Origin of the sequence: Hydrogenispora ethanolica (assembly GCF_004340685.1) — a bacterium.
Classification (GTDB): Bacteria; Bacillota; UBA4882; order UBA8346; family UBA8346; genus Hydrogenispora; species Hydrogenispora ethanolica.
The window spans coordinates 244,582-269,942 of record NZ_SLUN01000003.1; the positions used below are offsets into that span (position 1 = coordinate 244,582).

At 50.7% G+C, this 25,361-nt stretch carries 25 protein-coding genes and 3 pseudogenes; 14 read left to right on the forward strand and 14 right to left on the reverse strand.

All coding sequences use genetic code 11. The features are described from left to right. The first annotated feature begins 88 nt into the window (after positions 1 to 88). From EDC14_RS04330 to EDC14_RS04350, 7 genes and pseudogenes are all read left to right on the forward strand, one after another. Positions 89 to 535 (forward strand): Fur family transcriptional regulator, encoded by a 447-nt coding sequence (locus EDC14_RS04330; RefSeq protein ID WP_132012956.1) that lies wholly within the window; start codon positions 89 to 91, stop codon positions 533 to 535. Positions 536 to 1,520: 985 nt separating this feature from the next. Further along, a pseudogene (locus EDC14_RS04335) lies at positions 1,521 to 1,952 on the forward strand (type I restriction-modification system subunit M N-terminal domain-containing protein); the annotation flags it as partial. 145 nt (positions 1,953 to 2,097) lie between these two features. After that, entirely contained in the window at positions 2,098 to 2,931 is an 834-nt protein-coding gene (locus EDC14_RS04340; RefSeq protein WP_132012957.1) for a transposase, read from the forward strand. Then, positions 2,921 to 3,337: a type I restriction endonuclease gene (locus EDC14_RS27725; protein WP_424337395.1), complete on the forward strand. Its 417-nt coding sequence runs from the start codon at positions 2,921 to 2,923 to the stop codon at positions 3,335 to 3,337. The genes EDC14_RS04340 and EDC14_RS27725 overlap by 11 nt, the downstream gene beginning before the upstream one ends. Then, entirely contained in the window at positions 3,291 to 3,551 is a 261-nt protein-coding gene (locus EDC14_RS27730; protein WP_424337396.1) for a type I restriction endonuclease, read from the forward strand. Before EDC14_RS27725 ends, EDC14_RS27730 begins: the two co-directional genes overlap by 47 nt. Positions 3,552 to 3,553: 2 nt before the next feature. After that, positions 3,554 to 4,312 (forward strand): annotated as a pseudogene (locus EDC14_RS27735) (DUF3387 domain-containing protein); the annotation flags it as partial. Between the two features lie 11 nt (positions 4,313 to 4,323). Continuing rightward, a complete protein-coding gene (locus tag EDC14_RS04350; RefSeq protein ID WP_132012958.1) occupies positions 4,324 to 5,376 on the forward strand; it encodes a restriction endonuclease in 1,053 nt (350 codons plus the stop codon). 77 nt (positions 5,377 to 5,453) lie between these two features. On the opposite strand, the gene EDC14_RS27740 is transcribed toward EDC14_RS04350, so the two are convergent. Together EDC14_RS27740 and EDC14_RS04360 are read right to left on the reverse strand one after the other, a co-directional pair. After that, positions 5,454 to 5,615, reverse strand: a complete 162-nt coding sequence (locus EDC14_RS27740) for a helix-turn-helix domain-containing protein (protein ID WP_132012959.1) — start codon at positions 5,613 to 5,615, stop codon at positions 5,454 to 5,456. A 220-nt stretch (positions 5,616 to 5,835) separates the two neighbouring features. After that, positions 5,836 to 6,249 carry a helix-turn-helix domain-containing protein gene (locus EDC14_RS04360; RefSeq protein WP_132012960.1) on the reverse strand — a complete coding sequence of 138 codons (414 nt, stop codon included), beginning with the start codon at positions 6,247 to 6,249 and terminating at the stop codon, positions 5,836 to 5,838. Positions 6,250 to 6,378: 129 nt separating this feature from the next. On the opposite strand from EDC14_RS04360, the gene EDC14_RS04365 reads away from it, so the two are divergent. Then, the gene (locus EDC14_RS04365; protein WP_132012961.1) at positions 6,379 to 6,588 is read left to right on the forward strand and encodes an aspartyl-phosphate phosphatase Spo0E family protein; all 210 of its coding nucleotides are present in this window, start codon (positions 6,379 to 6,381) and stop codon (positions 6,586 to 6,588) included. A 190-nt stretch (positions 6,589 to 6,778) separates the two neighbouring features. Here the strand turns inward: EDC14_RS04365 and EDC14_RS04370 are convergent, their stop codons facing one another. The 8 genes from EDC14_RS04370 to EDC14_RS04405 all read right to left on the reverse strand — a co-directional run bounded on the left by EDC14_RS04370 (position 6,779) and on the right by EDC14_RS04405 (position 17,122). Beyond that, on the reverse strand, positions 6,779 to 7,261 hold the full coding sequence (locus EDC14_RS04370; RefSeq protein ID WP_132012962.1) for a hypothetical protein: 483 nt from the start codon (positions 7,259 to 7,261) through the stop codon (positions 6,779 to 6,781). A 162-nt stretch (positions 7,262 to 7,423) separates the two neighbouring features. Then, the gene (locus EDC14_RS04375) at positions 7,424 to 8,110 is read right to left on the reverse strand and encodes a response regulator (protein WP_132012963.1); all 687 of its coding nucleotides are present in this window, start codon (positions 8,108 to 8,110) and stop codon (positions 7,424 to 7,426) included. Between the two features lie 3 nt (positions 8,111 to 8,113). Continuing rightward, complete coding sequence (locus EDC14_RS04380) at positions 8,114 to 10,819, reverse strand: sensor histidine kinase (protein WP_132012964.1); 2,706 nt, start codon at positions 10,817 to 10,819, stop codon at positions 8,114 to 8,116. 6 nt (positions 10,820 to 10,825) lie between these two features. Beyond that, positions 10,826 to 11,401: a potassium-transporting ATPase subunit KdpC gene (gene kdpC, locus EDC14_RS04385; protein WP_132012965.1), complete on the reverse strand. Its 576-nt coding sequence runs from the start codon at positions 11,399 to 11,401 to the stop codon at positions 10,826 to 10,828. Between the two features lie 36 nt (positions 11,402 to 11,437). Beyond that, positions 11,438 to 13,474: a potassium-transporting ATPase subunit KdpB gene (gene kdpB / locus EDC14_RS04390; protein WP_132012966.1), complete on the reverse strand. Its 2,037-nt coding sequence runs from the start codon at positions 13,472 to 13,474 to the stop codon at positions 11,438 to 11,440. A 36-nt stretch (positions 13,475 to 13,510) separates the two neighbouring features. Continuing rightward, positions 13,511 to 15,214: a potassium-transporting ATPase subunit KdpA gene (gene kdpA, locus EDC14_RS04395; protein ID WP_132012967.1), complete on the reverse strand. Its 1,704-nt coding sequence runs from the start codon at positions 15,212 to 15,214 to the stop codon at positions 13,511 to 13,513. Next, positions 15,214 to 15,300 carry a K(+)-transporting ATPase subunit F gene (gene kdpF, locus EDC14_RS27745; RefSeq protein WP_132013002.1) on the reverse strand — a complete coding sequence of 29 codons (87 nt, stop codon included), beginning with the start codon at positions 15,298 to 15,300 and terminating at the stop codon, positions 15,214 to 15,216. The genes kdpA and kdpF overlap by 1 nt, the downstream gene beginning before the upstream one ends. 430 nt (positions 15,301 to 15,730) lie before the next feature. Next, a complete protein-coding gene (locus tag EDC14_RS04405) occupies positions 15,731 to 17,122 on the reverse strand; it encodes a divergent polysaccharide deacetylase family protein (protein ID WP_132012968.1) in 1,392 nt (463 codons plus the stop codon). A 199-nt stretch (positions 17,123 to 17,321) separates the two neighbouring features. Between EDC14_RS04405 and EDC14_RS04410 the strand changes: the two genes are divergently transcribed. The 3 genes from EDC14_RS04410 (at position 17,322) to EDC14_RS04420 (ending at position 18,982) form a co-directional block, all read left to right on the forward strand. Next, entirely contained in the window at positions 17,322 to 17,990 is a 669-nt protein-coding gene (locus EDC14_RS04410; RefSeq protein ID WP_165907785.1) for a VanW family protein, read from the forward strand. After that, entirely contained in the window at positions 17,987 to 18,211 is a 225-nt protein-coding gene (locus EDC14_RS04415; RefSeq protein ID WP_165907786.1) for a G5 domain-containing protein, read from the forward strand. Before EDC14_RS04410 ends, EDC14_RS04415 begins: the two co-directional genes overlap by 4 nt. A 96-nt stretch (positions 18,212 to 18,307) precedes the next feature. Further along, positions 18,308 to 18,982, forward strand: coding sequence for a polysaccharide deacetylase family protein (locus EDC14_RS04420; protein WP_279388729.1), 675 nt, complete (start codon positions 18,308 to 18,310; stop codon positions 18,980 to 18,982). Between the two features lie 337 nt (positions 18,983 to 19,319). Here the strand turns inward: EDC14_RS04420 and EDC14_RS04425 are convergent, their stop codons facing one another. Beyond that, positions 19,320 to 19,877, reverse strand: a complete 558-nt coding sequence (locus EDC14_RS04425) for an AAA family ATPase (protein WP_165907788.1) — start codon at positions 19,875 to 19,877, stop codon at positions 19,320 to 19,322. Positions 19,878 to 20,032: 155 nt separating this feature from the next. Between EDC14_RS04425 and EDC14_RS04430 the strand changes: the two are divergent. Beyond that, a pseudogene (locus EDC14_RS04430) lies at positions 20,033 to 20,535 on the forward strand (uroporphyrinogen decarboxylase/cobalamine-independent methonine synthase family protein); the annotation flags it as partial. A 266-nt stretch (positions 20,536 to 20,801) separates the two neighbouring features. Next, entirely contained in the window at positions 20,802 to 21,338 is a 537-nt protein-coding gene (locus EDC14_RS04435) for a hypothetical protein (protein ID WP_132012974.1), read from the forward strand. Positions 21,339 to 21,518: 180 nt separating this feature from the next. Here the strand turns inward: EDC14_RS04435 and EDC14_RS04440 are convergent, their stop codons facing one another. The 3 genes from EDC14_RS04440 to EDC14_RS04450 all read right to left on the reverse strand — a co-directional run bounded on the left by EDC14_RS04440 (position 21,519) and on the right by EDC14_RS04450 (position 23,576). Continuing rightward, positions 21,519 to 22,430: an IS1595 family transposase gene (locus EDC14_RS04440; protein WP_132012975.1), complete on the reverse strand. Its 912-nt coding sequence runs from the start codon at positions 22,428 to 22,430 to the stop codon at positions 21,519 to 21,521. Positions 22,431 to 22,667: 237 nt separating this feature from the next. Continuing rightward, positions 22,668 to 22,991, reverse strand: coding sequence for a toxin-antitoxin system HicB family antitoxin (locus EDC14_RS04445; RefSeq protein ID WP_132012976.1), 324 nt, complete (start codon positions 22,989 to 22,991; stop codon positions 22,668 to 22,670). Positions 22,992 to 23,219: 228 nt separating this feature from the next. Continuing rightward, complete coding sequence (locus EDC14_RS04450; protein ID WP_132012977.1) at positions 23,220 to 23,576, reverse strand: hypothetical protein; 357 nt, start codon at positions 23,574 to 23,576, stop codon at positions 23,220 to 23,222. 642 nt (positions 23,577 to 24,218) lie between these two features. On the opposite strand from EDC14_RS04450, the gene EDC14_RS04455 reads away from it, so the two are divergent. Further along, positions 24,219 to 25,271, forward strand: coding sequence for an alpha/beta fold hydrolase (locus EDC14_RS04455; protein ID WP_132012978.1), 1,053 nt, complete (start codon positions 24,219 to 24,221; stop codon positions 25,269 to 25,271). Positions 25,272 to 25,361 lie beyond the last annotated feature (90 nt).

The window sequence follows — 25,361 nt, forward strand, 5'->3', positions numbered from 1 at the left end:
TATGCTATATTAATTTTAAAGTCACAGGATAAGTCGATTTCGTGATGGGAATGGCTCCCGAATTCCGGCGAGGATAGGACAATGATCAATGAATATTGAAGAGCGGATCGAAAATGCAGTGAAGAAAATGGGCACGCGAAACACCCAACCGCGGCAGATTATCGCGGAAAAGATGAAAGAGCTGGGCCGCACCGGGGCGCTGTTTTCTGCCGAAGAACTCTGGCAGGAACTGCGCCGGACTCATCCGGAGATCGGCCGGGCCACGATCTTTCGTTCCATCGAAAAACTGGTGGAATTCAAAGTGCTCGATCGAATTCAATTCGAAGACGGTGACCATTATTTCCGGGTATGCTGCTTGGAGGGGCACCATTATCATTTGGCTTGCACCAGGTGCCGGCGGATTTTGGAGTTTGAGAACGACAGCGCCGCGCAACAGCTCTCGATTATCGCCAAGCAAGCCAACTTCGATATCGAAAAACGCGCCCTAACGATCTTCGGTTGCTGCGAAGCTTGCCGGAAAAACGCGCGGAATTGAGGAGATTGAGTCCCGAATGGGTTGCCGAAAGGCTTTCAAAATGCAGAAGAATCATAAATGTAGATCAAAGATAAGAAGAACGAAAAGACCGCTGCGGCGGTTTTTTCATTCTATGAGAAAACCCCGTTAGACGCGGGGTTCAAAAGCGCTTATCGCGGCGGGGAAGACGGCGCACCCGGGCTTATGAAAAGATTCGTAATTCCATCCATGACGGGCTCACCCCTCGCCTATCGTTGCTTTGTGGATAAGTGATCGGGTTGAGGCGTCGAATGAGCTCATTTGGCGAGTGACGGATCTCTTTTGGTGACTGAAAGAGCTCGTTCAGTCGCCGGGTAAGCTCATTTTGTGGAAAAAGAGTTCTTTCAGTCGTTGAACGAGCTCATTTTGTGAATAAAAGAGCTCTTTTTGTGAATGAATGAGCTCTTTCAGTCGCTGAGCGAGCTCATTTTGTGAATGAATGAGCTCTTTCAGTCGTTGAACAAGCTCATTTTGTGGATAAAAGAGTTCTTTTTGTGAATAAGTGTTCTATTCCTGTGGATAAACGGTATCGTTGAATGTGGTTAATGAATTTTGGCTGTGGATAAGTGGGGGGGAGGGAGGGGAGAGGGAAGAGGGAAGAGGTAGGGGGCTTTCAAGTTGAGAGGTTGTCAACGAATAAAGAACTGCTTGCAGGCTTCTCTGCCAAAGACTCAGGTTAAACATAAATAGGACTTCCACGAATTAGCAATCCCCATTTTGCTTTTTCTCGCAATGGGCGAGAATGTTATTTCTGTTGATCGATTTAACCCTTGGGTTCGCCAGAAGAAAAAGATAAAAAGTTTGTAGAAGTGGATTTATAAAAGGTTTTGATGAGAATATGTCGAAATTTTACATGGAAAATAAATGCAGGTTTGGAACGTTAACATGTTTGACCTGCTTAGGAATTATGAGTGGCTTTCGGAAGTTATCAATGAAAGAACATAACCTCGGAATGGAGCGCAACTAGATGGCGAAAGGCAAAGAGAATAACATCAAAGAAGAACCCATTGAGAAACAGCTTTGGAAAGCTGCCGATAAGCTCAGAAAGAATATTGATGCCGCCGAATACAAGCATATTGTCCTCGGCCTTATTTTTTTACGATACATCTCCGATGCTTTTGAAGAGCTGCATGACGCGATGGATGCCATTGAAAAGGACAATCCATCGCTCAAAGATGTGCTTCCGAAGGTTTTTGCCCGTGGCAACCTGGACCCGACCAATCTGGGCGGATTGATCGATCTGATCGGCAATATCGCTCTCGGCGACGCCAAAGCCCGCAGCGCCGATGTTCTTGGCCATGTGTTTGAATATTTCCTCGGCGAGTTTGCCTTGGCGGAAGGGAAAAAGGGCGGCCAATTCTATACGCCCCGCAGCGTTGTGGAGCTGCTGGTGGAGATGAAAGTTGATGAGCGGAGAAGTGAGAGTGAAGGCCTGAATCACTGATTAAACGGATTGAACTGATGACACGGATTTAAATCAAGGAACCAATAATCGCTGAATCAGGAGTCCGGATGAAAATGTGATCGGGGAGTGAAGATGAGATATGACCTATAATCCCGCTATCCATCATCGCCGTTCCATTCGCCTGAAAGGATACGATTACTCGCGGGCCGGATTATATTTTATCACCATCTGTACCCAGAACCGGTTACATTTATTGGGCAAAATTGAAAACGGGGCCATGATATTGAATGACGCGGGGCGGATGGTGGCGACGGTTTGGAATGAAATCCCCCGACATTATGGCGGTTTTGCCATCCATGAATTTGTCGTCATGCCCAATCACATTCACGGCATCATCGAAATCGTGGCAACGGTAGGGGCAGGCCTCCGTGCCTGCCCTGGTGGATTATGCAATCGCCCCGATTCCAAACAACCCCGAAACGGGAAACCACGCGATGGGCAATTGTGTGATGGGCAACCACAGGGGGTTGCCCCTACGGGAATCCCGCTGGACATGGTGAAAACAATGGGATCGACGGCGGTGAATTTGCTCAATGTTGTTCAACGGGATGGTCAATTATGCAATTCTGGACAATTACGGTGTGAACAACCACGGAACGGGCAACCCCATGATACCGGATGCGATGGGCAACCATGTGTGGGGCAACCACGGGGGGTTGCCCCTACGATGGACGTTCCGGTGGGGATGAAAACAATGAAATTGCCGGATATTGTTCATCGGTTTAAAACGTTAACGACCAAACGATATACCGACGGGGTAAAACAACACGGCTGGGATCCTTTTCCCGGGAGATTGTGGCAACGCAATTATTACGAACATATCATTCGGAATGAAAATTCGTATCAAATGATCGCTGAATATATCGTCAATAATCCGGTAAATTGGTCAAAGGACGGTTATTATGGCTGCTAAAATCACCGAATCCCAGATCGAGCAATTCGCTGTCGAACTCCTCGAAAAACAGGGCTACCAATATATTTACGGTCCCGATATTGCTCCCGACAGTGAAACGCCGGGGCGGCAATCGTTTGAGGATGTTCTTCTGCTTGAAAAATTGCGGAATGCGGTTGGCCGGATTAACCCAAGGATCCCTGTAGAGACAAGAGAAGATGCCATCAAACAGATCCAGCGCCTCAACTCGCCGGAGCTAATCTCAAACAATGAGATACTCCATCGCATGTTGACCGAAGGAATTAAGGTTACGTATCAGAAGGATGGGCAGAGCCGGGGCGATCTGGTTTGGTTGATTGACTTTGCTGAACCGGAAAACAATGTTCTTGGTTCTCAACCAATTTACCGTGGTCCAAAATCGTTATAAGAAACGGCCGGATGGGATCCTCTTTGTAAATGGTCTACCCTTGGTCGTGATCGAATTGAAAAACGCGGCGGATGAAAACGCAACAATTCATACTGCCTTTGACCAGTTGCAAACCTACAAAGAGACGATTTCGACCCTCTTCATTTATAATGCCTTTTTTGGTTGTATCCGACGGTTTGGAGGCCAAGGCCGGCACCATCTCCGCTGGATTTAGCTCCTCATGAACAAGCGTTAGATGTCAAAGATGAGGTTTCATTTTTTCAAGCGGTTAAATCGAGACTGATAAAATTCGATGGCACGGGTTCGGCGAGAACCGGCGGAGAAATAGAGACCGTTATCCGGCAAGTGATCGATAAAGCCTTGGTCACTGAAAAGGTAATCGACGTCTTCGATGCGGCGGGAATTAAGAAACCCGATATTTCCATTCTTTCAGATGAATTTCTGCTTGAAGTCAAGCATATGGAGCATAAAAACGTCGCGTTGGAAGTCTTGAAGAAGCTGCTCAATGACGAAATCAGGTCCCGCACCAAAAAGAATTTGATCCAAAGCAAGACCTTAATGGAAATGCTCGAAAATTCCATTAAGAAGTACCATAACAAAATCCTGACCGCGGCCGAAGTTATCGAAGAACTGATTCACATCGGCAAAGAGATCCATCAGATGGATAAAACGCCACAGGAGATGGGTTTATCTGAATATGAATATGGCTTTTATACTGCGATCGCTAACAATGACAGCGCACGGGAGGTAATGGCCAAGGAAAAACTGCGGGAACTGGCGGTCGTCTTATTCCAAAAAGTCAAAGAAAACGCTTCGATTGACTGGACCATCAAGGAAAGCGTGAAGGCCAAGCTCAAAGTCATTGTCAAGCGTACCTTGCGTCAATACGGATATCCGCCGGACATGCAAATGCTGGCTACCGAGACTGTATTAAAACAGGCTGCATTGATCGCTGAGGAATTAAGTAATCATTGAGGTGAATAACAATGTCGCTTTGGCTTTTTCGCGCCGGGGCTTCCGGCGAATACGAAAACAAATTTCTGACCGACAAACGGGTTTATCTCACTTGGGAAGACTTGGACGTCGACTTGCGTAGTTTTTCGGAGAAGACTGCTCTGTTTAATTATCTCCGTATCAAATATCCGCACGACAAACCGGGCAGAGCTCGTAACTGGACTGGCCAAATCTGGCCGATGGCTCATGATATCCAAATCGGCGATTGGGTCATCCTACCCAGTAAGGTCAGACCGGCTGTTCATATTGGGAAAGTCATTGGGGAATACGTTTATGACGCCTCACTGGGAAGTCCGTATTATCATTATCGTACTATCAATTGGTTCGCGACGGACATCCCTCGTTCCAATTTTGATCAAGACATCTTGTATTCAATCGGTGCATTTATGACAGTCTGCCGGATCAGCCGGAATGATGCGGAACAACGAATCAAAAAGATGGCGGCGAACAACTGGAAATCAAGTATTGCGAATACCGTGGACCCAGCATTTAATAACCTAAACGTCGAAAACTCGGAAGAGACCGCAGGCGAAGAGATCGACCTGGAGCAGTATGCCAAAGACCGCATCGCCAAATATATCATTCGCAAGTTTAAAGGTCACGGACTGACGATGATTATCGAAGCCATCCTGCAGGCGCAAGGTTATACGACCTATAAGAGTCCGGAAGGGGTTGATAAAGGCGTGGATATTCTGGCGGCACCCGGGGAGCTGGGATTTGGCCGGCCCCGTATCTGTGTTCAGGTGAAATCGTCGGATTCACCGATCGATCGTCCGACGCTCGACCAGTTGATCGGCGTAATGCAAAACTTCAATGCCGATCAAGGGCTGTTAGTCTCCTGGGGTGGCTTTAAGTCTTCGATTGATAAGGAAATTCCGGCGCAATTCTTCCGGGTCAGACTTTGGGACCAGCAATCGATTATCGATGAATTACTGCGGTATTATGATAAACTGGATGAAGATATTAAAGCGGAGATTCCGTTGAAAAGGATTTGGACCCTAGCAATTTCGGAAGAGGAAAATTGAAAATAGGGGAGCGCACAACCGTATACCGGCTCTTTAAATTTTTCTTTCTTCCGTCCTCCCCAATAAATAATCCACACTCAAGCCAATTTCAGTAATGATTCCACGGTCGGATAATTAACCCCGGTCTCATAATAGCTGATACTCGCCAGGGAAACGCCCAAATATTCTGCAATATCCTTCCGCGACTTCCCGGCGAGCACTCTCTCGGACTGTAAACGCCGCCCAAAAACATCCTTCATACGTCCATTCCTTTCTATACTACAATATCAGCTGGAAGAACATAAAGAGGCCATTAATAAATTTTGAGGCTTAGTTGGTTTCTAGAGGAAAGATAGAGGTCTGTAGTCACTGTTAAGATGAGATTTCCTGATTTGGTTAACTAAAACTGAATGTCCACGAGGGCGGGAAAACCCTCGTGGACATTCAGCGCAATCTCACGGAATGAACAATCCGATAAATTTATCGATTTTCTTTACAAATCTCCTTCACAATTTCACCAGCCATCTGAATGGAACGCTTGATAAAAACCAAACTTTTTCTCCGATAATCCGGCGTGAGATCGGCTAAAGTTCCTCGAAGTATCTTCAAAACTTCAGCTTCCTCATTCGTAACGTTCATCGAAACCGCATTTTTGCTTTTAATTGAAGAATCAGTTTCTGTTTGTTCGCCGTACGTACGTCCCGTAGCTAAAAAATCAAGTGAAACCTCAAAATGATTGGCAATCTTAATCAGCGTATCAAGATCCGGTTGCGCGCGATCGGTTTCCCAATTCGCCATGGTGGAACGATTGATACAAAGCAGTTTCGCCAATTCATCCTGAGTCTGATTTTGTTGAGTCCGTAAATTTTTGATTCGCTCGCCTAATGTGCTCATGTTTCACGCTCCAACTCAATCATAGCGGAGAAAGGGTTCCGGGTAAATTTTTGTGTAAAAATGTGACGAAAAACTTGAAAATAAATCCATTTATGTGTATAATATGGACAGAAATTATAAGTTTACACATTGAGCAAGTTACAGGAGACCATGCCACAAATCGCCGAAAAAAACGAATCAACCCTCAAACAACAAATCGCCGCCAGCCGCGCCCGGCTTCACCGTCTCTGGAACCTCCACGGCCACACCAGCCCCGCGGTCCTGGTCGCCAGCATCGAGCTGGACGAATTGCTGAACCGTTATCAGAGGGAGGAAAAGAACCTGGATTCAGCGGATTGAACGGATGATAGGATTGAAACACCGGTTGGCGCAAAGGGGTTTTTCGAGTAATCCTGGAATCGGGCGAATCAAGGTTCAAAACGAGAAGAGGAGAGGCGGATAGGTAAAGCTCCACGGAGAAAAAACCGGACTTAACCCTTCATTTTTTCCATCAGGGCCGGCTTTAGGGACATGATGCGAACGTAGAAATTTAATGGGACTTGTCCAATTTGGGCAAATAATGCCGGTAGACCCAAGCGGACAGGCTAAACCACACCAGGAACACGACCAGGGTAGTCAATGACCCCCGGACCAATCCACGATGGTATTGAAAATAACCCAAGTTTTGTTCAACGGCCCCTATAAACACCGAGAATCCGGCGAACCCCATGATATAGGGGATCAGAAATTCCAATCGTACCGGCAGAAAGTAGAGGAAAAGCATCCAAACAAAAGTAAAGGCGACGGGCACAAAAATCGGAATTCCCATGGTCATGAAGGGGCCGGCCAGATAAGAAAATTCTCCGAGCAGATTGCCAAAGACCAGGATCGACAGCACATCGACCAAACCGCCCAGAATAAATCCAAAAATGAAAAATTTCTTATATTCCTGGCGCGGGATGAGAATGATGGTGGGGATTGCAAAACCAATGGCAAGTCCCGGCCAAAAAAGCAGATTATTATAGAGGCTCATATTTCTTCCATTCACATCGTAAATTTGGTTTTATTGTTTTCGTTGGAGGCGGTATCTATGTATGGGATCACTTTCGTGCTTTTCGGATTGTGTTGCGAAGCTTTTTCGAAGAGATTTGAAATTCTCTCATTCGGGAAAAGAGCGGACTTCAGCCAGATGATGCTACATTAACCGATATCCCACTCCGGGCTCGGTAATCAAGTGAATGGGCCGGGAAGGGTTTTGCTCGATCTTGCGGCGCAGTTGACCCACGAATACCCGGAGATAGTGGGTTTCGTTCTGATAGCCCGCTCCCCAGACCGCCTTCAACAACTGGGTGTTGGTGAAGACCCGGCCGGGATTGGAGGCCAGCGTCTTGAGGATATCGTATTCCGTGGGAGTCAGTTTCACGGGTTGTTCGGCCACGGTGACGAGGCGCTTGACGCGATCGATGCGCAAATCGCCCAGGGTCAGGACGGCTTCCTCCGCCGCTTCCTTCAGCGAGCGGCGCAACGCCGCCCGGATCCGGGCCAGCAGTTCGCCCATGCCGAACGGTTTAGTCACATAGTCTTCGGCGCCGGCATCCAGCATCGCAATCTTGGTTTCCTCCTGTTCCTTGACGGAGAGGACGATCACCGGAGTCTGGGACCACTCCCGCAACTGTTTGAGAACTTCCAGGCCGTCCATGTCCGGCAATCCCATATCGAGGATGATCAGATCCGGCCGGCTCATCGCCGCTTGGGTCAGACCTTCCCGTCCCAGAGCCGCCTCCGCCATTTCAAAGCCGTGGGCTGCCAACGCCACTTTCAGCAGGCGGCGGATTTGCGGTTCATCATCGATCACCAGAATGCGCGAGCCGGTTTCCAGCATGGCTCATCCTCTCCTTCCCTCGGGGACCGTCTGCGGAGCCTGAGCGGAGACGGGCAAGGTAAAGGCGATCGTTGTCCCTTGTCCTGCTTCGCTTTCGGCCCAGATGGTTCCGTTATGGGCTTCCACGATCGCCTTGCAAATGGTCAGGCCCAGGCCCGTGCCCTTGACGGCCTGAGTGGTTTTGCCCCGGTAGAATTGGTCAAAGATCGCGCCCAATTCGGACTGGGGAATGCCTTCGCCGTGGTCTTGAACCATGATCAGCAATTCGGCGCCGCGGCGCCTGGCTTGTAAGGCAATTCCCTGACCCGGCGGGGAATATTTGATCGCGTTGTCCAGCAGATTGACCAATACCTGTTCGATCAGGGCCATATCCGCCTGGATGAAGGGCAGCTCCGGCTCGATCTCGATCTGGACCGGCCGGTTCTCCAGCGAACGCCGGATATCATTCAACGCGACCCCGATGATCTCCTCCAGGTCGCACCATTCTTTCTTCAATTGCAGCATGCCGCTCTGCAGCCGGGCCATGTCAAAGAGGTTGCCCACCAGCCGGTTCATGCGCAAAGCTTCCAGCTCGACGGTATGCAGCAATTCGGCGCGGGAGGCGCGGTCAAACAGCTCGCCCTCATCCAAAAGGCTGGTGACCGCGCCGATGATCGACGAAAGCGGCGTCCGCAGATCATGGGAGAGGGAATTGAACAGCGCCAGCCAAAGCCGCTCCGACTCTTGCAGCAGGTAGGCTTGCTTGGAGGCTTCGGCTAAGGTGATCCGCTTGACCGCCAGCACGATCAGATTGGCGAAGGCCTCGATGAGGTGGCGTTTTTCCGGGTCCAGCAACTTGTCGCTCCGGAATAGCCGGGCTGCAATCACACCGATGGGGCGGCCGTCGGAAAGAAGCGGCATATAAAGCCCGGCTGCGCCGTTTAAAGTGTCGGTGCCGCGCCCCGCAATCTGGCCGTGCTGGTAGACCCAGGTGGCTACGGCAAGCTCATTCGGGTTGAGAAAATCGCTCCCGGCTTCTCCCCGGGGGTTGGCGGCGGACTTGAGCTGAAGTTCTCCCGCCGGATCGGCCAGCAATACCGCCACGTCGGCGTCGATGGATTCGGCGATGCGTTGGGCCGCCAGGTTCAATACGGTATCCAGCCCTTCGGTGCCCGCGATGTTTTGGCTGAGCGCATAGAGCGCTCCGATCCGGATCTCCCGTTTTCGCGCTTCATGGGCGTGATGGCGCAACCGCCCCGCCAGCGAACCGGTGATATAAGCCACGACATGGAACATGATAAAGCTGAATAAGAACCGCACATCCGAAACGGTAAAATGCAAAACCGGAGGGATAAATAAAAAGTCGAAACAGATCGCTGCCAAGAATGCGCCGAGTAAGGCGGTGTAACGGCCCCAGAGGATTCCCGAGATCATGACCGGCAATAAGAAACCCAGCGCGATATTGACCATTCCAAAAGCGGGTTCGACAAATTTGCTTAGCACGGTGATGGAGGCGACCATGATCATGGTCAGCAGGGCGGGCAGGGGCCGGATGCGCGAGGGCGCCCGGCGGGGCGCGAAACTGGGGGGCGCATTCTTGGTCCGCTCGGAAATGATATGGACGCTCAACCCCTCACTGTGTTTCAAAATCTTACTAAAGACCGAACCGCGCAAGACGTTCCGGAGGTTGGAAAGCACCGGCTTGCCGATGAGCAGGTGGGTGGCGTTGCGGCGCCGGGCGGCCCGGATGATCTCCTCGGCGATGTCGTCCCCGACGATCGTGACGACTTCGGCGCCCAGTTCTTCCGCAAGCCGCAGATTGTGAGCCAAGGCCGCTTTGACTTGGTCTTTGGCGATCTCGCTGCGCGGCAGTTCGACATAGACCGCGATCCAGGGCGCTTTTAAACTGGCGGCCAGCCGGTATGCGGCCCGGATTAACTGGGCGGAGAGCGGGCTTTCGCTGACGCAGACCATCACCCGTTCCGCGGCGGGCCAAGGGCCGGTAATGGCATGGGCTCGCATATAGGTTTCGAGATCGGTGTCGATGCGTTGGGCGGCATAGCGGAGCACCAGCTCCCGCAGGGCCGTCAGGTTGCCGATGCGAAAGAAATTTTTGGCGGCTTCCTGAGCCTGGGCCGGCACATAAACTTTTCCTTCCTCCAGCCGCTTCAACAACGCTTCCGGCGGGATATCCACCAGTTTGATCTCCGCGTCCTGAATCACCCGGTCCGGCACGGTCTCGCGCATCACGACCCCGGTGATCCGGGCCACCACATCATTGAGGCTTTCGATATGCTGAATATTGAGCGTGGTATAAACGTCGATCCCGGCCGCCAGCAACTCCTCGACATCCTGGTAGCGCCGGGTGTGCAGCGAGCCGGGGATGTTGGTATGAGCGAGCTCATCCACCAGGACGATCCGGGGATGGCGGCGGAGAACGGACTCCAAATCCATCTCCGGGAAGGTTCGGCCCTGATATTCGATCTGTCGCGGCGGGACAGCCGGGATCCCCTGGATCAACGCCTCGGTGTCGGCCCGGCCGTGGGATTCCACCCAGCCGATGAGGAGGTCCGCCCCTTCAGCCAACTGTTCTTTGGCTGCCAGCAACATCGCATAGGTTTTGCCGACCCCGGCCGAAGCGCCCAGGAAGAGCGTCAGCTTGCCGCGTTCGGCCTGGAGAACTTTGGCTAACAACGCATCGGGATCGGCCCGTGGTTCCAGTGAACTCATCCGTCATCATCCTTCGTTCGGCAATGAATCCAACGCCATATTTAACCGCAACACGTTTACCCGGGGTTCCCCGAACACCCCCCAAAAGGGCCGTTCGGTGTGTTCTTTGACCAAACGGCGCACCGTCGCCAGCGGCAGTCGACGGGTCTTGGCCACCCGCGCCGCCTGGAACAATGCTCCTTGCGGCGAGATATGGGGATCGAGCCCGCTGGCCGAAGCGGTGACCAGGTCACTGGGGACCGGCGCCGTGCCGGGCTGTTGATTGGCGGCGCGCACCGCGGCGACTCTATTTTGGACAGTTTTGAGCAGTTGGCGGTTGGTCGGGGCCAGGTTGGTGCCTCCCGAAGCGGTGCCGTCATACCCGGCCGACGAGGGGCGGCCTTGAAAATAACGGGCCGACTGGAATGACTGGCCGATCAGGGTTGACCCCACTCGCTTGCCGTTTTGGCGCACCAGCGAACCATTGGCTTGATCCGGGAAAAACAGTTGGGCCAACCCGGTTACCGCCAGTGGATAGAGTATTCCCGTCAATAGCGTTAAAGAGAGCAGGAGCAGCAAGGCCCGGAAGAGAGTTTTCCACATGGTTCAGCACTTCCCCTTCTTGAGATTCCATTAAAATTAAAATAGGTTAATGATCAGGTCGATCAATTTGATGCCGATAAACGGGACGATCAATCCGCCCAGACCATAAATGAGCATATTCTTGCGGAGCAGTTCGTTGGCTCCCAGCGGCCGGTAAGTTACGCCGCGCAAGGCGAGCGGCACGAGGACGATGATGATCAAGGCGTTAAAGATGACCGCGGCCAGGATCGCGCTTTGCGGATTGGCCAGACCCATGACGTTGAGCCGGTTGAGGACCGGATACGCTCCCACGAACATTGCCGGGATGATTGCGAAGTATTTGGCCACGTCATTGGCGATGCTGAAGGTGGTCAGCGCTCCCCGGGTCATCAACAACTGCTTGCCGATGCCGACCACCTCGATGAGCTTGGTCGGGTTGCTGTCGAGGTCGACCATATTGCCGGCCTCCTTCGCCGCCTGGGTGCCGCTATTCATCGCCACGCCCACGTCCGCCTGGGCTAGGGCCGGAGCGTCGTTGGTCCCGTCTCCGGTCATCGCCACCAAATGTCCTTGGGTCTGGTATTCCCGGATCCGTTGCAGCTTGGTCTCGGGCGTCGCCTCGGCCATGAAGTCGTCCACTCCGGCTTCGGCGGCGATGGCCGCGGCAGTCAGCGGATTGTCGCCGGTGATCATCACGGTTTTAATCCCCATCCGCCGCAACTCGGCGAAGCGTTCTTTCATGCCGCCTTTGACGACATCTTTGAGGTAGATGACTCCCAGCGCCTGGCGGCCTTCGGCCACGACCAAGGGCGTGCCGCCTTCCTTGGCGATCCGGTCGGCGCTTTTTTGAACTTCCGGCGGGATTTCCCCGCCCAGGCTCTTCACATACCCGGCAATGGCATCGGCGGCGCCTTTGCGGATCTCCCGCTCTCCCAGGTTGACGCCGCTCATCCGGGTCTGGGCGCTGAAGGGGACAAACACCGCCCCCAGTTTTGTCAGATCCCGCTGCCGCAGGTTGAATTGGTCTTTGGCGAGAATCACAATGCTGCGCCCTTCCGGGGTTTCATCCGACAATGACGCCAACTGGGCGGCGTCGGCCAAGCGCGCGGCGGTAATTCCCGGGGCGGGCAGAAACTGGGTCGCCATCCGGTTGCCCAAGGTGATGGTGCCCGTCTTGTCGGGCAGCAACACGTCGACATCGCCGGCCGCCTCGGCGGCGCGGCCCGACAGCGCGATCACGTTCCGTTTCAGCAACCGGTCCATTCCGGCGATGCCGATGGCGCTGAGCAACCCGCCGATGGTGGTCGGAATGAGGCAGACCAGCAAGGCGACCAGGGCAACCACCGAAAGCTGCGCCCCGGAGTAACGCGCGAAGGGCTCCAAGGTCACCACGGCCAGCAGAAAGATGATGGTCAAGGCCACTAGCAAGATGGTCAGGGCGATCTCATTCGGGGTTTTCTGACGTTTGGCCCCTTCCACCAGGTGAATCATGCGATCCAAAAACGTTTCGCCGGGATTGGCGGAGATCCGTACCTTAATCCAGTCCGAAAGGACCCGGGTGCCGCCAGTGACCGAGCTGCGATCCCCGCCGGCCTCCCGGATGACCGGCGCCGACTCGCCGGTGATGGCGCTTTCATCCACCGAAGCGATACCCTCGATCACTTCACCGTCTCCGGGAATGATATCGCCCGGCTCCACCAGAACGACATCCCCTTTGCGCAATTGGGCGGCCGGAGTGGGGACCGTTCCCTTGCCCGACAGCTTCTTGGCAATGGTTTCGCTGCGGGTGCGCCGCAACGCCGCGGCCTGCGCCTTGCCGCGTCCCTCGGCCAAAGCTTCGGCGAAATTGGCAAATAGTACGGTCACCCAGAGCCAGAAGGCGATCTGCAGGTTGAACCCCAGCCCGCCGAAACGCTGGACCGCTAGATCGCGGCAGACCGCCAAAGTCACCAGGAGCGCGACGACTTCCACCACGAACATGACCGGGTTCTTCCAAAGCGTCAGCGGATTCAGTTTTACGAAAGAGTCGCCGATCGCCTGCCGGATCATCGCGCCGTTCAGACGTTTTGAATCGTTCTTTTTCTCACTGGACATGGTTCATTCCTCCTGGAATCGGATTGCGATATCGGGTTAAAACAGCTTTCCGGCGTTCAGCAATAGTTGTTCGATGATGGGTCCCAGCGCCAATGCGGGAAAAAAGGTCAGGGCGCCGACGATGATGATGGTTCCGATTAAGACGCCGCTAAAAAGCACCCCCCGCGTCTGGAACGTTCCCGGTCCCACCGGAATGTGTTTTTTACCCGCTAGACTTCCGGCAATCGCCAGGACCGGCAGGATGACGCCGAACCGTCCGATGAACATCACCATGCCGAGTAAAAGATTGTAGAAAGGCGTGTTGGCGTTCAGCCCCGCAAAAGCGCTGCCGTTATTGCCGGCCGCCGAAGCGAAGGCATACAGGACCTGGCTTAAGCCGTGGGGACCGGGATTCGATATCGAAGCGAGGCCGGCCCGGACCAGCACGGCGCTGGCGCCGCCGACCAGGATCAGGGCGGAAGGGATGATGATCGCCAACACGGCCATCTTGACTTCGCCGCTCTCGATCTTCTTGCCGAGATATTCGGGGGTCCTGCCAACCATCAGTCCGACGATGAAAACCGCCAGAATGACAAAGATCAGGATGGAGTACAGGCCGGCCCCGACGCCGCCGAAGATCACCTCGCCCAGCATCATTTGGAAGAGCGGAACGAAGCCGCCGAGCGGCGTCAGGCTATCGTGCATGGCATTGACAGCCCCGCACGATGTCGCGGTCGTGGCGGTGGCAAACAGAACCGAATTTCCGACGCCGAACCGGACTTCTTTTCCCTCCATGGCGGTGGGGCCGCTGACGCCGAGCGCGGCGATTTGCGGGTTGCCGCCCGCTTCGCTGAAGTAGGCGACGCCCAGCCCGGTCAGGAAGAGCAGCAGCATGGCTCCCAAGATGACGTAGCCTTGCCGCCGGTCGCCCACCATCCGGCCGAAACTGAAGGTCAGCGCCGCCGGGATGAGCAGCAGGCCGATGATCTCCAGCACATTGGTCAAAGGCGACGGGTTTTCGAAGGGATGGGATGAATTGGCGTTGAAGAATCCGCCGCCATTGGTTCCCAGCTCTTTGATGGCTTCTTGGGAAGCGACCGGTCCCATCGCAAGGGTGGCGTTCCTGCCCTCCAGCGTCTGAACCGTCTGATAAGGATGAAGGTTTTGAATGACGCCTTGCGAGGCCAGCCCGACGGCCAGGACGAGGGACAACGGCAGCAAGACCCAAAGCACGGCGCGGGTCAGATCGACCCAGAAGTTGCCAATGACCCGGGTCGTTTTGCGAACGAGTCCCCGGATCAAGGCGATCACGACCGCCACCCCGGTGGCGGCCGAGACAAAGTTTTGTACCGTTAACCCGGCCATTTGGGTGAGATAGCTCATGGTCGATTCCCCGGAGTAGGCCTGCCAGTTGGTGTTGGTCACAAAGCTGGCGGCGGTATTGAAAGCCAAGGCGCCGGGGACCGGGCCGAAGCCCTGCGGATTGAAGGGCAAAATTCCTTGCAAGCGCTGCATCAGAAACAATACGACGAGCCCTAAAATGTTAAAAGCCAATAGTGCGCCCGCGTATTGTTTCCAATCCATTTCCTGATCGGGATCGACCGCCGCGATTCGATAGAGCAAGCGCTCGACCGGCCGGGCCGCCCGATCGAAAAAAGTCCGCTCGCCTTGAAAAACTTTGGCGATATACTGGCCGAGCGGCCATGCCAGAGCCAGTGTAAGCGCGAGAATCAGTCCCATTTGCAAGATATCGGTTACCATTATAAATCCTCCGCCTTTACTAAAGCATAGACTAGGTAAATCACGAGGAGAACCGCTACAATTCCGCCGATGATTAGATCCATCATTTGACCACCTCCGCCAATATTTTGTGCGCAGTTTGCCGAATATATCTCCGGCCGGAGTGAGACGGACCCAGTTCGTTCAGGAAATTTTAACTTTGATGAAGATCGTGATAGAGCTTGATAAGAAAGATGATGGCAACGAAAATCGCATATAACCCGACTTTCGCAAGGAACTCCCGCATTGCTGACACCTTAATTCCCGATAGAATTTGGGTCATTGCCAAACTGAGCTTTGCATTCATTATAAGTCCGGCCCCGGTCAAAACGGGATCAAGAAGGAGCGGGGAACCATAAAGAAAAGGTAAAGATGGATTGGGGGTATGGTTGGCAAAGGCTCAAAGGAAAGAGAGATAGGAAACGATGGGTCTAGAAGAGAGGAGTATGGAATCTGGGTCCAAAACTGCAGATAACGGCGAGAACGGAATGCGGCACATCAGAATGTATCAGTTAATCCGTTGACAACCGCTGAGGCGAGTTTTTCCAGGTAGGTTTCGTCTCGTAGTAATCTGCGGTCCGCTGCGTTTGACAAAAATCCCAGTTCCAGAAGGACCGTTGGCACTCTGGTATGTTTTAAAAAGTAGAAATCCCCGGCTCTTGGTATTTTGCGGAACGGTTGGACCTGGTTGAGACGTCCTTGGATATGTTCGGCGATTTTTTGGGATACGGGGGAACCGGCGGAGAAATAAACGACTGGGCCGCGATGGAAGGACAGCCGGTTCCAATTGACGTGAACGCTGACGATGGCCCGGGCCCCGGCGGTTTCGAGCTTTTGGATCCGGCAACGAAAATCATCCAGCTTATACGGGCAATTTTTATATGAGAAATGCGCGTAAGAAGTTAAAAGTCGGTCCTCGTCCCGGGTCATCATGACCTGATATCCTCTTTCGTCTAACGCGGCCGCCAATTTGCGGCTAAATTTTAAGTTCAAGTCTTTCTCAAGCAGATTTCCCCACCTGGTTCCGGCATCGATTCCTCCGTGGCCGGGATCGATGCCGATCACTATGCCGCTGTCCGCCTGAGATCCGTGAACCCGGGTGTAAATGAGTTTGGAAAGCGGCACCAATTGAAACCCCTCTTTTTCGTATTTCGGAAGTTCTTGACGGAGTACTTCGGCCAAAGTCTTCCCGGTCGGTCCGACGTGGCCGATTCCTACCGCGAATCCTTGGACGGTGGCCAGATCCATCAGTTTCTTCAGTTGCTTGCGCATGTGGCTCGTGGAATTGATATTATCCAAAAATATATCGCGCTTGGCAAAAGGTAAATTTAAATTCCGGGCGATGGTCGTCGCGGGCGATGCGGCCGGAGTCGTCCTGCTATCGAAATAAAAGCGGTTTACGCGCTGTAATTCCTTGAATACCTCTTTCATAATTTTGGGTTCGGCGGTCGCTTTGGATCCCATATGATTACTTAACCCAACCGCCATGGGCAAGATTTGAAAGGATTCTTCGATAATCCGCCGGATCTCGCCCAGAGTCGAAGCGCTCGAAATATACTGCCGGCCGTACCAGCGCCGATCCGCGGCAAATGCTTCAAAGGGCATGTGGACGATGATTTCAAAGCCTTTCGCATATGCCTCTTCGGCCTGTTGACGCGAAAATTCCTGAAAAGGCATGACCGCAAAAGTTAACGGGTGCGGGAGAGCCATCATTTCACCGATTCCTGGGAACTGTCCGCCGAAGTCATCAATGACGATGGCGACCTGTTTTTGGGGGTGGCCCATGACTTTTTGAAGAGGGGAAATTTGGCTCAGCCAAACCCCAAAGCAAAAAAGTATCCCCAATCCTATGATCGAGCACACTTTTTTGCGAATGACCAAGACTTTCATCTCATACCCCTACATCGCGCTGTTTTAATCCACTATATGTGGTCGTTAATTCCAATATGCGCTATCGGATTAACCGATCAATTGTCAATCTCCAGCATGGGTCTTGGTCAACATTGGATGTCCAATTAACGCTGCTTGAGCGATTATCGGGGATCCTGTTGAACATAATATTCATAATGAAATGAGAGGACTGGAGAAATTGAAGCGATTTTGGAGAAAAGGATCCCGGCTGATCTGGCTGGTGGCTCTGGTATTCATTGTGCCTTTGGAAATAGAGGCCGCCTCCCATTGTTTAGCGAAACAGCTCGCGCAAGAAACCGATCATTCATTGGGTTATCCTTCGCAGGGTTTGTTGATTTGGGAAAACGATGAAGAGTTTTTGAAGCTCAGCGAGGAAAATAAAACTCCGGTCCGGATGGCGGCTTTTCAAACTACGCTCCCGGATCCCTTGCCCGGCGAAGAATATAATGTGGGACTGGCTGCAAAAATGCTGGCAGGAACGGTGGTTCAGCCGGGACAAATCTTCTCGATGAACGGAACGCTCGGACCAAGAACCCGGGAAAAAGGTTTTCGGGAAGGCCCGGCTTACTCGGGAGGCCAGGTGATCCGGGTAATCGGGGGAGGGATCTGTAAAATATCAACGACCCTCTATAATGTGACTACTTTGGCAAACCTGCAGATTATCGAACGCCGCCCCCATGGGATGCTAGTCCCTTATGTTCCTCCGGGGCAGGACGCCACGGTTTCGTATGGAACGACTGACTTTAAATTTCGAAATACAACGGATTCGCCGCTCATGATCTGGCGGAGAAAGTTGACAACACTCTTTACATGGCTTTTTACGGGAAAGCCCGGGTTCCCAGGGTGACATGGCATCACCAGGTCTTATTGCGCCGCGCGATGCCCGTTATCCGCCGCTATAATCCCCGTTTGCTCGCCGGGAAAGAACAGCTGGTTCAAGCTGGCGCCGAAGGGGTGAGAGTGAAAAATTGGATTCTCATCCATCATCAAGACGGGACGACGGAGCGGAAAGATTTAGGGATTGATTACTACGTTCCCATGCCGCAGATCATCGATTTCCGGAAATGATCAGGCTTCATAAGATTCAGATACCCTCAATATATTTACATCACGATGGTAGGGTACTTGATGAGCAAATGGATTTTCGGTGCGATCTTATTTGGGATGGGTTTTGCTCTGGTTTTTTTTATCAACCGGCCCAAAACGGATATTATTTACTCCGTTGAAACCCGTCAAAAGATGGTTGCCCTCACATTCGACGATGGGCCGCATCCGGTTTATACCGGTCAAATATTGGATATCCTCCGGAAATATCATGCGAAGGCGACTTTTTTTATGGTGGGAGTCTCGATGAAAACCTACCCCTTTCTGGTGGAGCAGGTGATCGCCGCCGGCCATTCCATCGGAAATCACACCTACAGTCATCCGCGGAATTTGGCGGTTTGCTCAAAACCGAAAATTGAGAAGGAAATTCAAGACTGCCAAAAGGTGATTCGAAAGCTTACCGGCGAATCCGTTTTGATTTTTAGACCACCGCGTGGCCGCTTGAATCGGGAAGTGGTTCGGATTGCCCAAAAAAACGGGTATCAAACCGTACTATGGTCGATTTGCGGCGATCGCAGAACCTACAATCCGCAGCGGATGGCGCGGCGGGTGATTCAAAATATCCATAGCGGGGATATCATTCTGCTACACGACGGCACTTTCGATTCCCGCTGGAAAGACGTTGAAGCCACCGGATTCATCGTGAAAGCTTTGACCAAAAAAGGCTATCGTTTTGTAACGGTTCCCGAATTGCTGAAATTAACCAAAGAATTCTCTCTTTCTTTAAGTAAATAAAAACCAGATCATCTGATCCGGTTTTTAAAAGCCATGTATAAAGTCCTCAAATTCGGAAATCATCCTTTCAATGGACTTAAAACGACTTTATCACTTGCTTTTCTGAGCTTTTGTGTTCACCCTGGCCTTCGGACAGGGTTTATCACAACGCTTTTAAAGATTTCCAGGGGAACTTAATATGCTGCCGCAGGCCATCGGTTCCAACGGTCGGCTTCTGATAGACGATCGCGGGAGTACGCCAGGATAGCCAATTACTTGAAAAATAGTTAACAACCTGCCTTTCCAGGGCAGGTTTTATGATGAGCCGATTTTCAAGAACCCGGTTCCGGACGCCGACTCACGCTTGTTTTTTTCGCTTGGGCCGGTTCCGGTATCCCTGAGGCCAGTCGCATACCATATGGGCGATGGCTTCGATGGGATGATTGCGATGGATGATCTTGAATGGAGATATCCGGTTTTTCTTAAATACCTTCAATATCGCGGAATCGATCCGCTGAGCCTCGGAAAAGCTATGAAACCTTTCTTCCTGATCGTAGTCATTGGAGCGTTTAATGAAAAAGTTCAGATTGTCAAAACTATTGAACCGTTCCAGGACCAATGCTTTGAACGTATCGCTCGTTGTCTCGGCATTATAGACCGCCTGAAGGATCAGGGGCGAATCGGTGATGATCACATCGACCTTCCCGCGGAGGATTTCCTGGCGGTGAGCCTGATTGGCAAATACATAGAGCTGGTCCTGGATGGCGACCATATTGTCCTCCAAAAGCAGATCCCGGGGAAATTCGGGCACCAGTCCGCAACTGATGCCGAGCTTTTGGAGCTCGTAGTATAGGGCAGCAGCCATGATGCTTTTGCCTGTTCCAGGGCCGCCGAGAAAATTAACGACTAAACTCATCGGTACCTCCATCTGAAAAGCCCCATTTACCGGTTTAAACGAACCGCCAAGCCCCGAAGTTCCGTTGTGCAATAACAATTCATAATAATTTAAGGATTGCCCCAAATCCCGGAAGAAAGGAAACCGCAGACCCGAAGCGGTTTCCGGGCCCGAGATACTGGACCGCGCGGCAGAATGGCGAGGCCAACGTGGCTGAGCTTGCGGAACTGATGTCTCCTTGAATAATCTGGCGCTTCAAGGCTGTCCGCCGGATCTGATCGTCACCATCCACGTTTGCCGGGGAAATTACCATTCCACCTGGGCTGCCTCGGGCGGCTACGATCCCATCGCCGAAGTTCTCTTCGGCCAAGAAAATGTTTCTGCTTATTACCTTGAGTTTGATACCGATCGTTGCGGCAGTTTTGCCCCGCTGCGTCACGTTCCCGAGAATAAAGCGGTTGTCCTGGGGCTGATCTCCTCAAAAACCGGAGCGCTTGAGGATAAGACGCTGATTAAAGAGAGAATCAAGGAAGCGGCCGAGTATGTTGCGCTGGACCGGCTCTGTTTGAGTCCGCAATGCGGCTTCGCCTCCACGGAGGAAGGGAATATCCTTACGGAAGAACAGCAATGGGCAAAGATCAAATGGGTGAAAGAGATCGCGGAAGAGGTATGGGGATAATGGGCTCCTATGGAAGATATTCCAATTTTGGATGAGGCTCCTTCGCGTATGGATAAGGGTTGATTTTTTCCATAATAACACTTTCCTTTCATTATGAAACCCATAACGGCGCGGTTTGGCAAGCCTGTAATGTTGCCATATTCTATTTGCAAATTAGTGTGGAGAGTGGTAAAATTAACTCAGATGGATTGGAAAAATAAGTAAATCAAAGAGGTTTGAACTTGAGCAATATTTAGCGCGGACCCCCAATCAAGGGAGGAATCGCTTTGGAGTATTTGCTTGGGTTTTTTCAAAGCATCCTGACGGCCTGGCTGAAGCTGAATCAAAGCATTCTGACTTCACCCGTGCTGAATACGGCAGTCATCATCGCCGGAATTCTGCTTTTCAAGAAGGATGTGAACCGCTGGATCAAGGCCATCAGCAAGTTAAAGTTCAAAGACGTGGAGATTACCTGGTCCAAGCCGTATTCCCGGCGGCAGCCCGATAAGGAAGTAAAGGACCGCGACAAGTATTATACGAGAATCCACGCGGTAGTTACCAGTGAAAACAAGCTGGCTCCATCGAAAATCATTCATTGCCTGGAATCCTATTTCGAGACCAGGCTCCAACTCAAGCTGTTGGATTATATCGTAACCCTGGATTCCAACCGGCAATTCATGAGATTCCGGCATCATATCACGCTGATTCTATCGGGTTTCATCGAAGATGAAAAAAGAGGGGATTATTTTGCCGAGGCGCTCGCCGGATGCCAGGACGACCACTGTATCATCGAAAGTTTCCAGTCGAATATCATCGAGAGGTAGCGGCCCTGGCAACTGGATTCGTTCTCATCGCGTATTCTTTCCGTCTGGGTCATCGAATCCGGTGACGAAGCGGACTCCTATTTAGAAGCCATGTGATAAAGTCTCTTTCAAATGAATCCGTTTACCAAAGGATTTGAAACGACTTTATCCCTTGAGAGAATTGCATAATTTATAATCTGATTATCTAACCAACTCAGGATAAGTAATTGGCTTAGCCAACAAACAACAATTTAATAGACGATTGAAGAGTTGATTTTTAAGTTTACGTCGATTAAATCGATACCCAAACTCATTTAGATAGGCTTGAAGGTGTTTGGAATCCAGTCCGTGAAACGTTCCTCCGATAAAGGCTTTAGCGTTGGATATAATCGTATGCAGCCATTTTAAATGGTCAGGGTTTACAATGTGATTGGATTGTTTAAAAATATGAGTAAAGTGATTAGCTGATAATTTTCTGTATGAATGATAGTTATCACTATATATCGTTGAGCCGGATTCAAAATTATTTTTGGCAAATTCTATAATGGTCTTTGACTTGAGATTCGAAATAACCTTAAATTTGACAAACAATGGATGTCCTTGGGAATTGAGAGATAACGCGGCCAATACTTTGGTTTGCTCCGTACCGCGGCCACGTTTACCGCCTTCGGTCGGAGCACCGAAAAAAGCATCGTCTAACTCAACAATCCCTGCTAATGAATAGGTCGAATCCCGGTCTCCCATGGCTTTGCGGATTTTATGTTGCATGAGCCAGGCTGTTTGATAACTCATATGCAGTTCTTCTGCAAGGAAAGTAGCAGATACGCCTCGTTTATCATGAGCAATGAGGAAAATAGCCCAAAACCAAGTGCGTAGATCTTTTCTAGCTTTTTCAAAAATTGTTCCGGCTTTGACTGTTGTTTGGTGACGACATTCACTGCATTCATACAGTGGTAATTTACGGGTTTTTATTTCATAAGCCCGGTTGTTTTTGCATTTGGGACATTCAAAGCCATTTGGCCATTTATGTTCAAAAAGATATTGGTGACAAGCTTCTTCGCTATTAAATCTTTCTTGGAATTGCAGTATATTTATTGGTTCTTGTGTAGCCATGATTTTTCCCTCCGAACGTTTGTTTGATTCAATTATATCAAACATACGTTCTGTAAGAAAGATATTCCTGAGCAAAATTGATAGTCAGAATTTATAAAATAATCTTTTGTTATATCCGGGCTTTGCACTATATATTGTGGCCACAGGGCTTGTTAAGGTAATTATGCAATTCTTTGACTTGCTTCTCTGAGGTTTGGTGTTCACCCCGACCTTCGGACGGGGTTTATCACAACGCTTTTATAAGGGCCGGGATAATTTGGCCACAATCAGCTGATTTAAGCTGGTTCCTTCCAGTTCCGCTTCGGTTACGAGCCGGGCGTGGAGGGTTTTCGGGATCCGAATGTTGATCTTTCCGGAATAGCCTTGAGCGCCGAGGGTTTCGAGTTCGTTCATCATTACCTTTATTTTATGAAAATCGGGGGAGTTCAAAAAGGCCACTTTTTCTTCGTCCGATAGCCGCGCGAATTCGGAATCCGGGCCGTACAACGTATTGAAGAATTGATCAAAGGCTACTTTTGCTTTAAATTCTTTTTCCGCTTCCGCTAATAGATTGACTGCCATGTCGGGTCACTCCTTTTTCGCAAAATCATCAACGACATCCTATCCCGGAGTTGACGAACGGGTAGTAAATAAAAAGGCATGAATGTAGAAAACCTCCTTCTTGGCGTGAAATTCCGAATCCACAGTGGAGAAAGGGTTTCCAATGCTCACATGCGGCATGGGTGAAGATCGCTCATTCACCCATACCTTAGGGAATCTTATGTATTTTGGCATTTATTTTTCCTAGAATCATTTTGGTTGCTCGAAATAAATTACATAATCGGTAAAGTGCTGTTCGAGCAGGTTCATGACTTCTTGCAGTTTTTCTTCAGGGAAAACCAGAAGGTACTCACGGAACGGGCATTGACCGATGTGGGTCTTACTGACCTCGCAAGAGATGGCTCTGAGCAACAGTTGGAGCTCAAACTCTTCAAAATTGTCTGGAGAGCGCGATCCATCCTTTCTTTTTTCCCCAATCAGGATGGGTAGTAACATGGAAAAAGCATCTCCTTTCTTGACAAGGATCCGATCGAAAACAACGTGCGCCTTTTGCGTTCCACTGCAGGAGCCAAGCGGTCCGAGCGATAATCCTTCGGAAAGTTGCACTCACCATAGTTACCTCCCATCTATTTTAAATTCTTGAGTTATCCATTCGGCACAACTCCTTCTGTTTCCATTTTAAGGCATTTGGAATTCATTGTCAATGGATTCTGTGTTTATATATGAACACATTTTGTTGCACGTATGTATCGGATGAAAAGGCTTGTCTCGGGATGATGAGAAATAATACGGAAACTTACTTTATTTGCGATTGAGGGAGCGGGCCAGTCCATTAATTGTTATTAATGAAAGCGACCTGATGGTATCGTTCTCCTGAGACGCAGCGGTGGTTCATAGCGGCTCTGGCGGGCTCCGTCATCGCGTTACGGATTTTGAAGCGTAAGACGCGGGAACTAAAGCCGGGATCAAGCGTTATCATCATTAGGAGAGTGATACCAGCCTCTCCGAACTGCGCATCATCCATCCTCCTTTTTTTCAGACCCGGCGACTCGGTACCGCTACCAGTCGCCGGGTCTATTTTTCGGCTTGAAGCTTCCGGAGAGCGGCGCAACTACGACCGGGTGAAGGAAGATGCGAAGACCGTGCGCATTGGAAGACCAAGATGGTATAGGTATCCATCCGAAGGTAAAGCATAAATTTGGATTGATGAAGGTTGGAGGACGAGGATAAAGCGGAGTAGGAGATCGAATGAAAAATAAAGTATTTCTGCTTATGCTTGCTGTCATCATGATAGCTGGCATAAGCGCTCTTGGCCTTTATGCTTATCAGAATATGAATTATGATAAAAACCCTTTAAAGGAAACATATCGTGCGGGTTATAAAGAAAAACAGGCAACTCTCGGCGATGGAACCGTACTGAATTATGCCGAAGGGCCGAATCATGGGCCATCCCTGCTGTTAATCCACGGGCAGTCTATGGAATGGCAAGATTATTCAAGGGTTCTTCCGGCGCTGTCAAAGTATTATCACGTATACGCGATCGACTGTCATGGGCATGGAAAATCCAGCCATGATTCTTCAAAGTATGCAGGTATTGCAATGGGGCAGGATTTTGTCTGGTTTATTGAGAATGTCATTGGCGAACCATCCGTGGTATCAGGTCATTCTTCCGGGGGGATTTTAGCGGCATGGATTGCCGCGAATGCACCGGAAAATGTATTGGGAATTGTTTTAGAGGATCCGCCTTTTTTCTGTGTGGAGCCCCATGAAATGCAGAATGCTTTTGCATGGCGGGAAAGCTTTGAAATAGTACACAACTTTAAAAATCAAACAGCTACGGAGGATTATGTAGTGTACTATATGGAAAACAGTTATTTATGGGGGTTGTTTGGTGATCTGAGAAAAGTTGTCGCGGCGAGCACCAGGAAGTATCGCGCGGAACATCCGGGAGAACCGTTGAAATTATGGTACATACCCTATCCATGGATTCACGGCACGCTTTATTTGGATGACTTTGATCTGGACTTTTCAGAGACTTTTTATACGGGTTCATGGTTTAAAGGGTTTGATCAGGAAGAAACTTTATCCAAAATTGGTTGTCCGTCTGTCTATCTTAAGGCGGCCACGCAATATGGCAAAGATGGCGTGCTTTATGCAGCGAACAGTGATGAGGATGCTGAAAAAGTACATCGCCTTATAAAAGGAAATGAGATGATAACGATAAAATCCGGACATGATATTCACTTTGAGCATCCGGATGAATTCATTCGGATTATGGCAGATTTTTTAAAAGCCATGTGATAAACCCTGTCCGAAGGCCAGGGTGAACACAAAAGCTCAGAAAAGCAAGTGATAAAGTCGTTTTTGAGTCCACTGAAAGGATGATTTCCG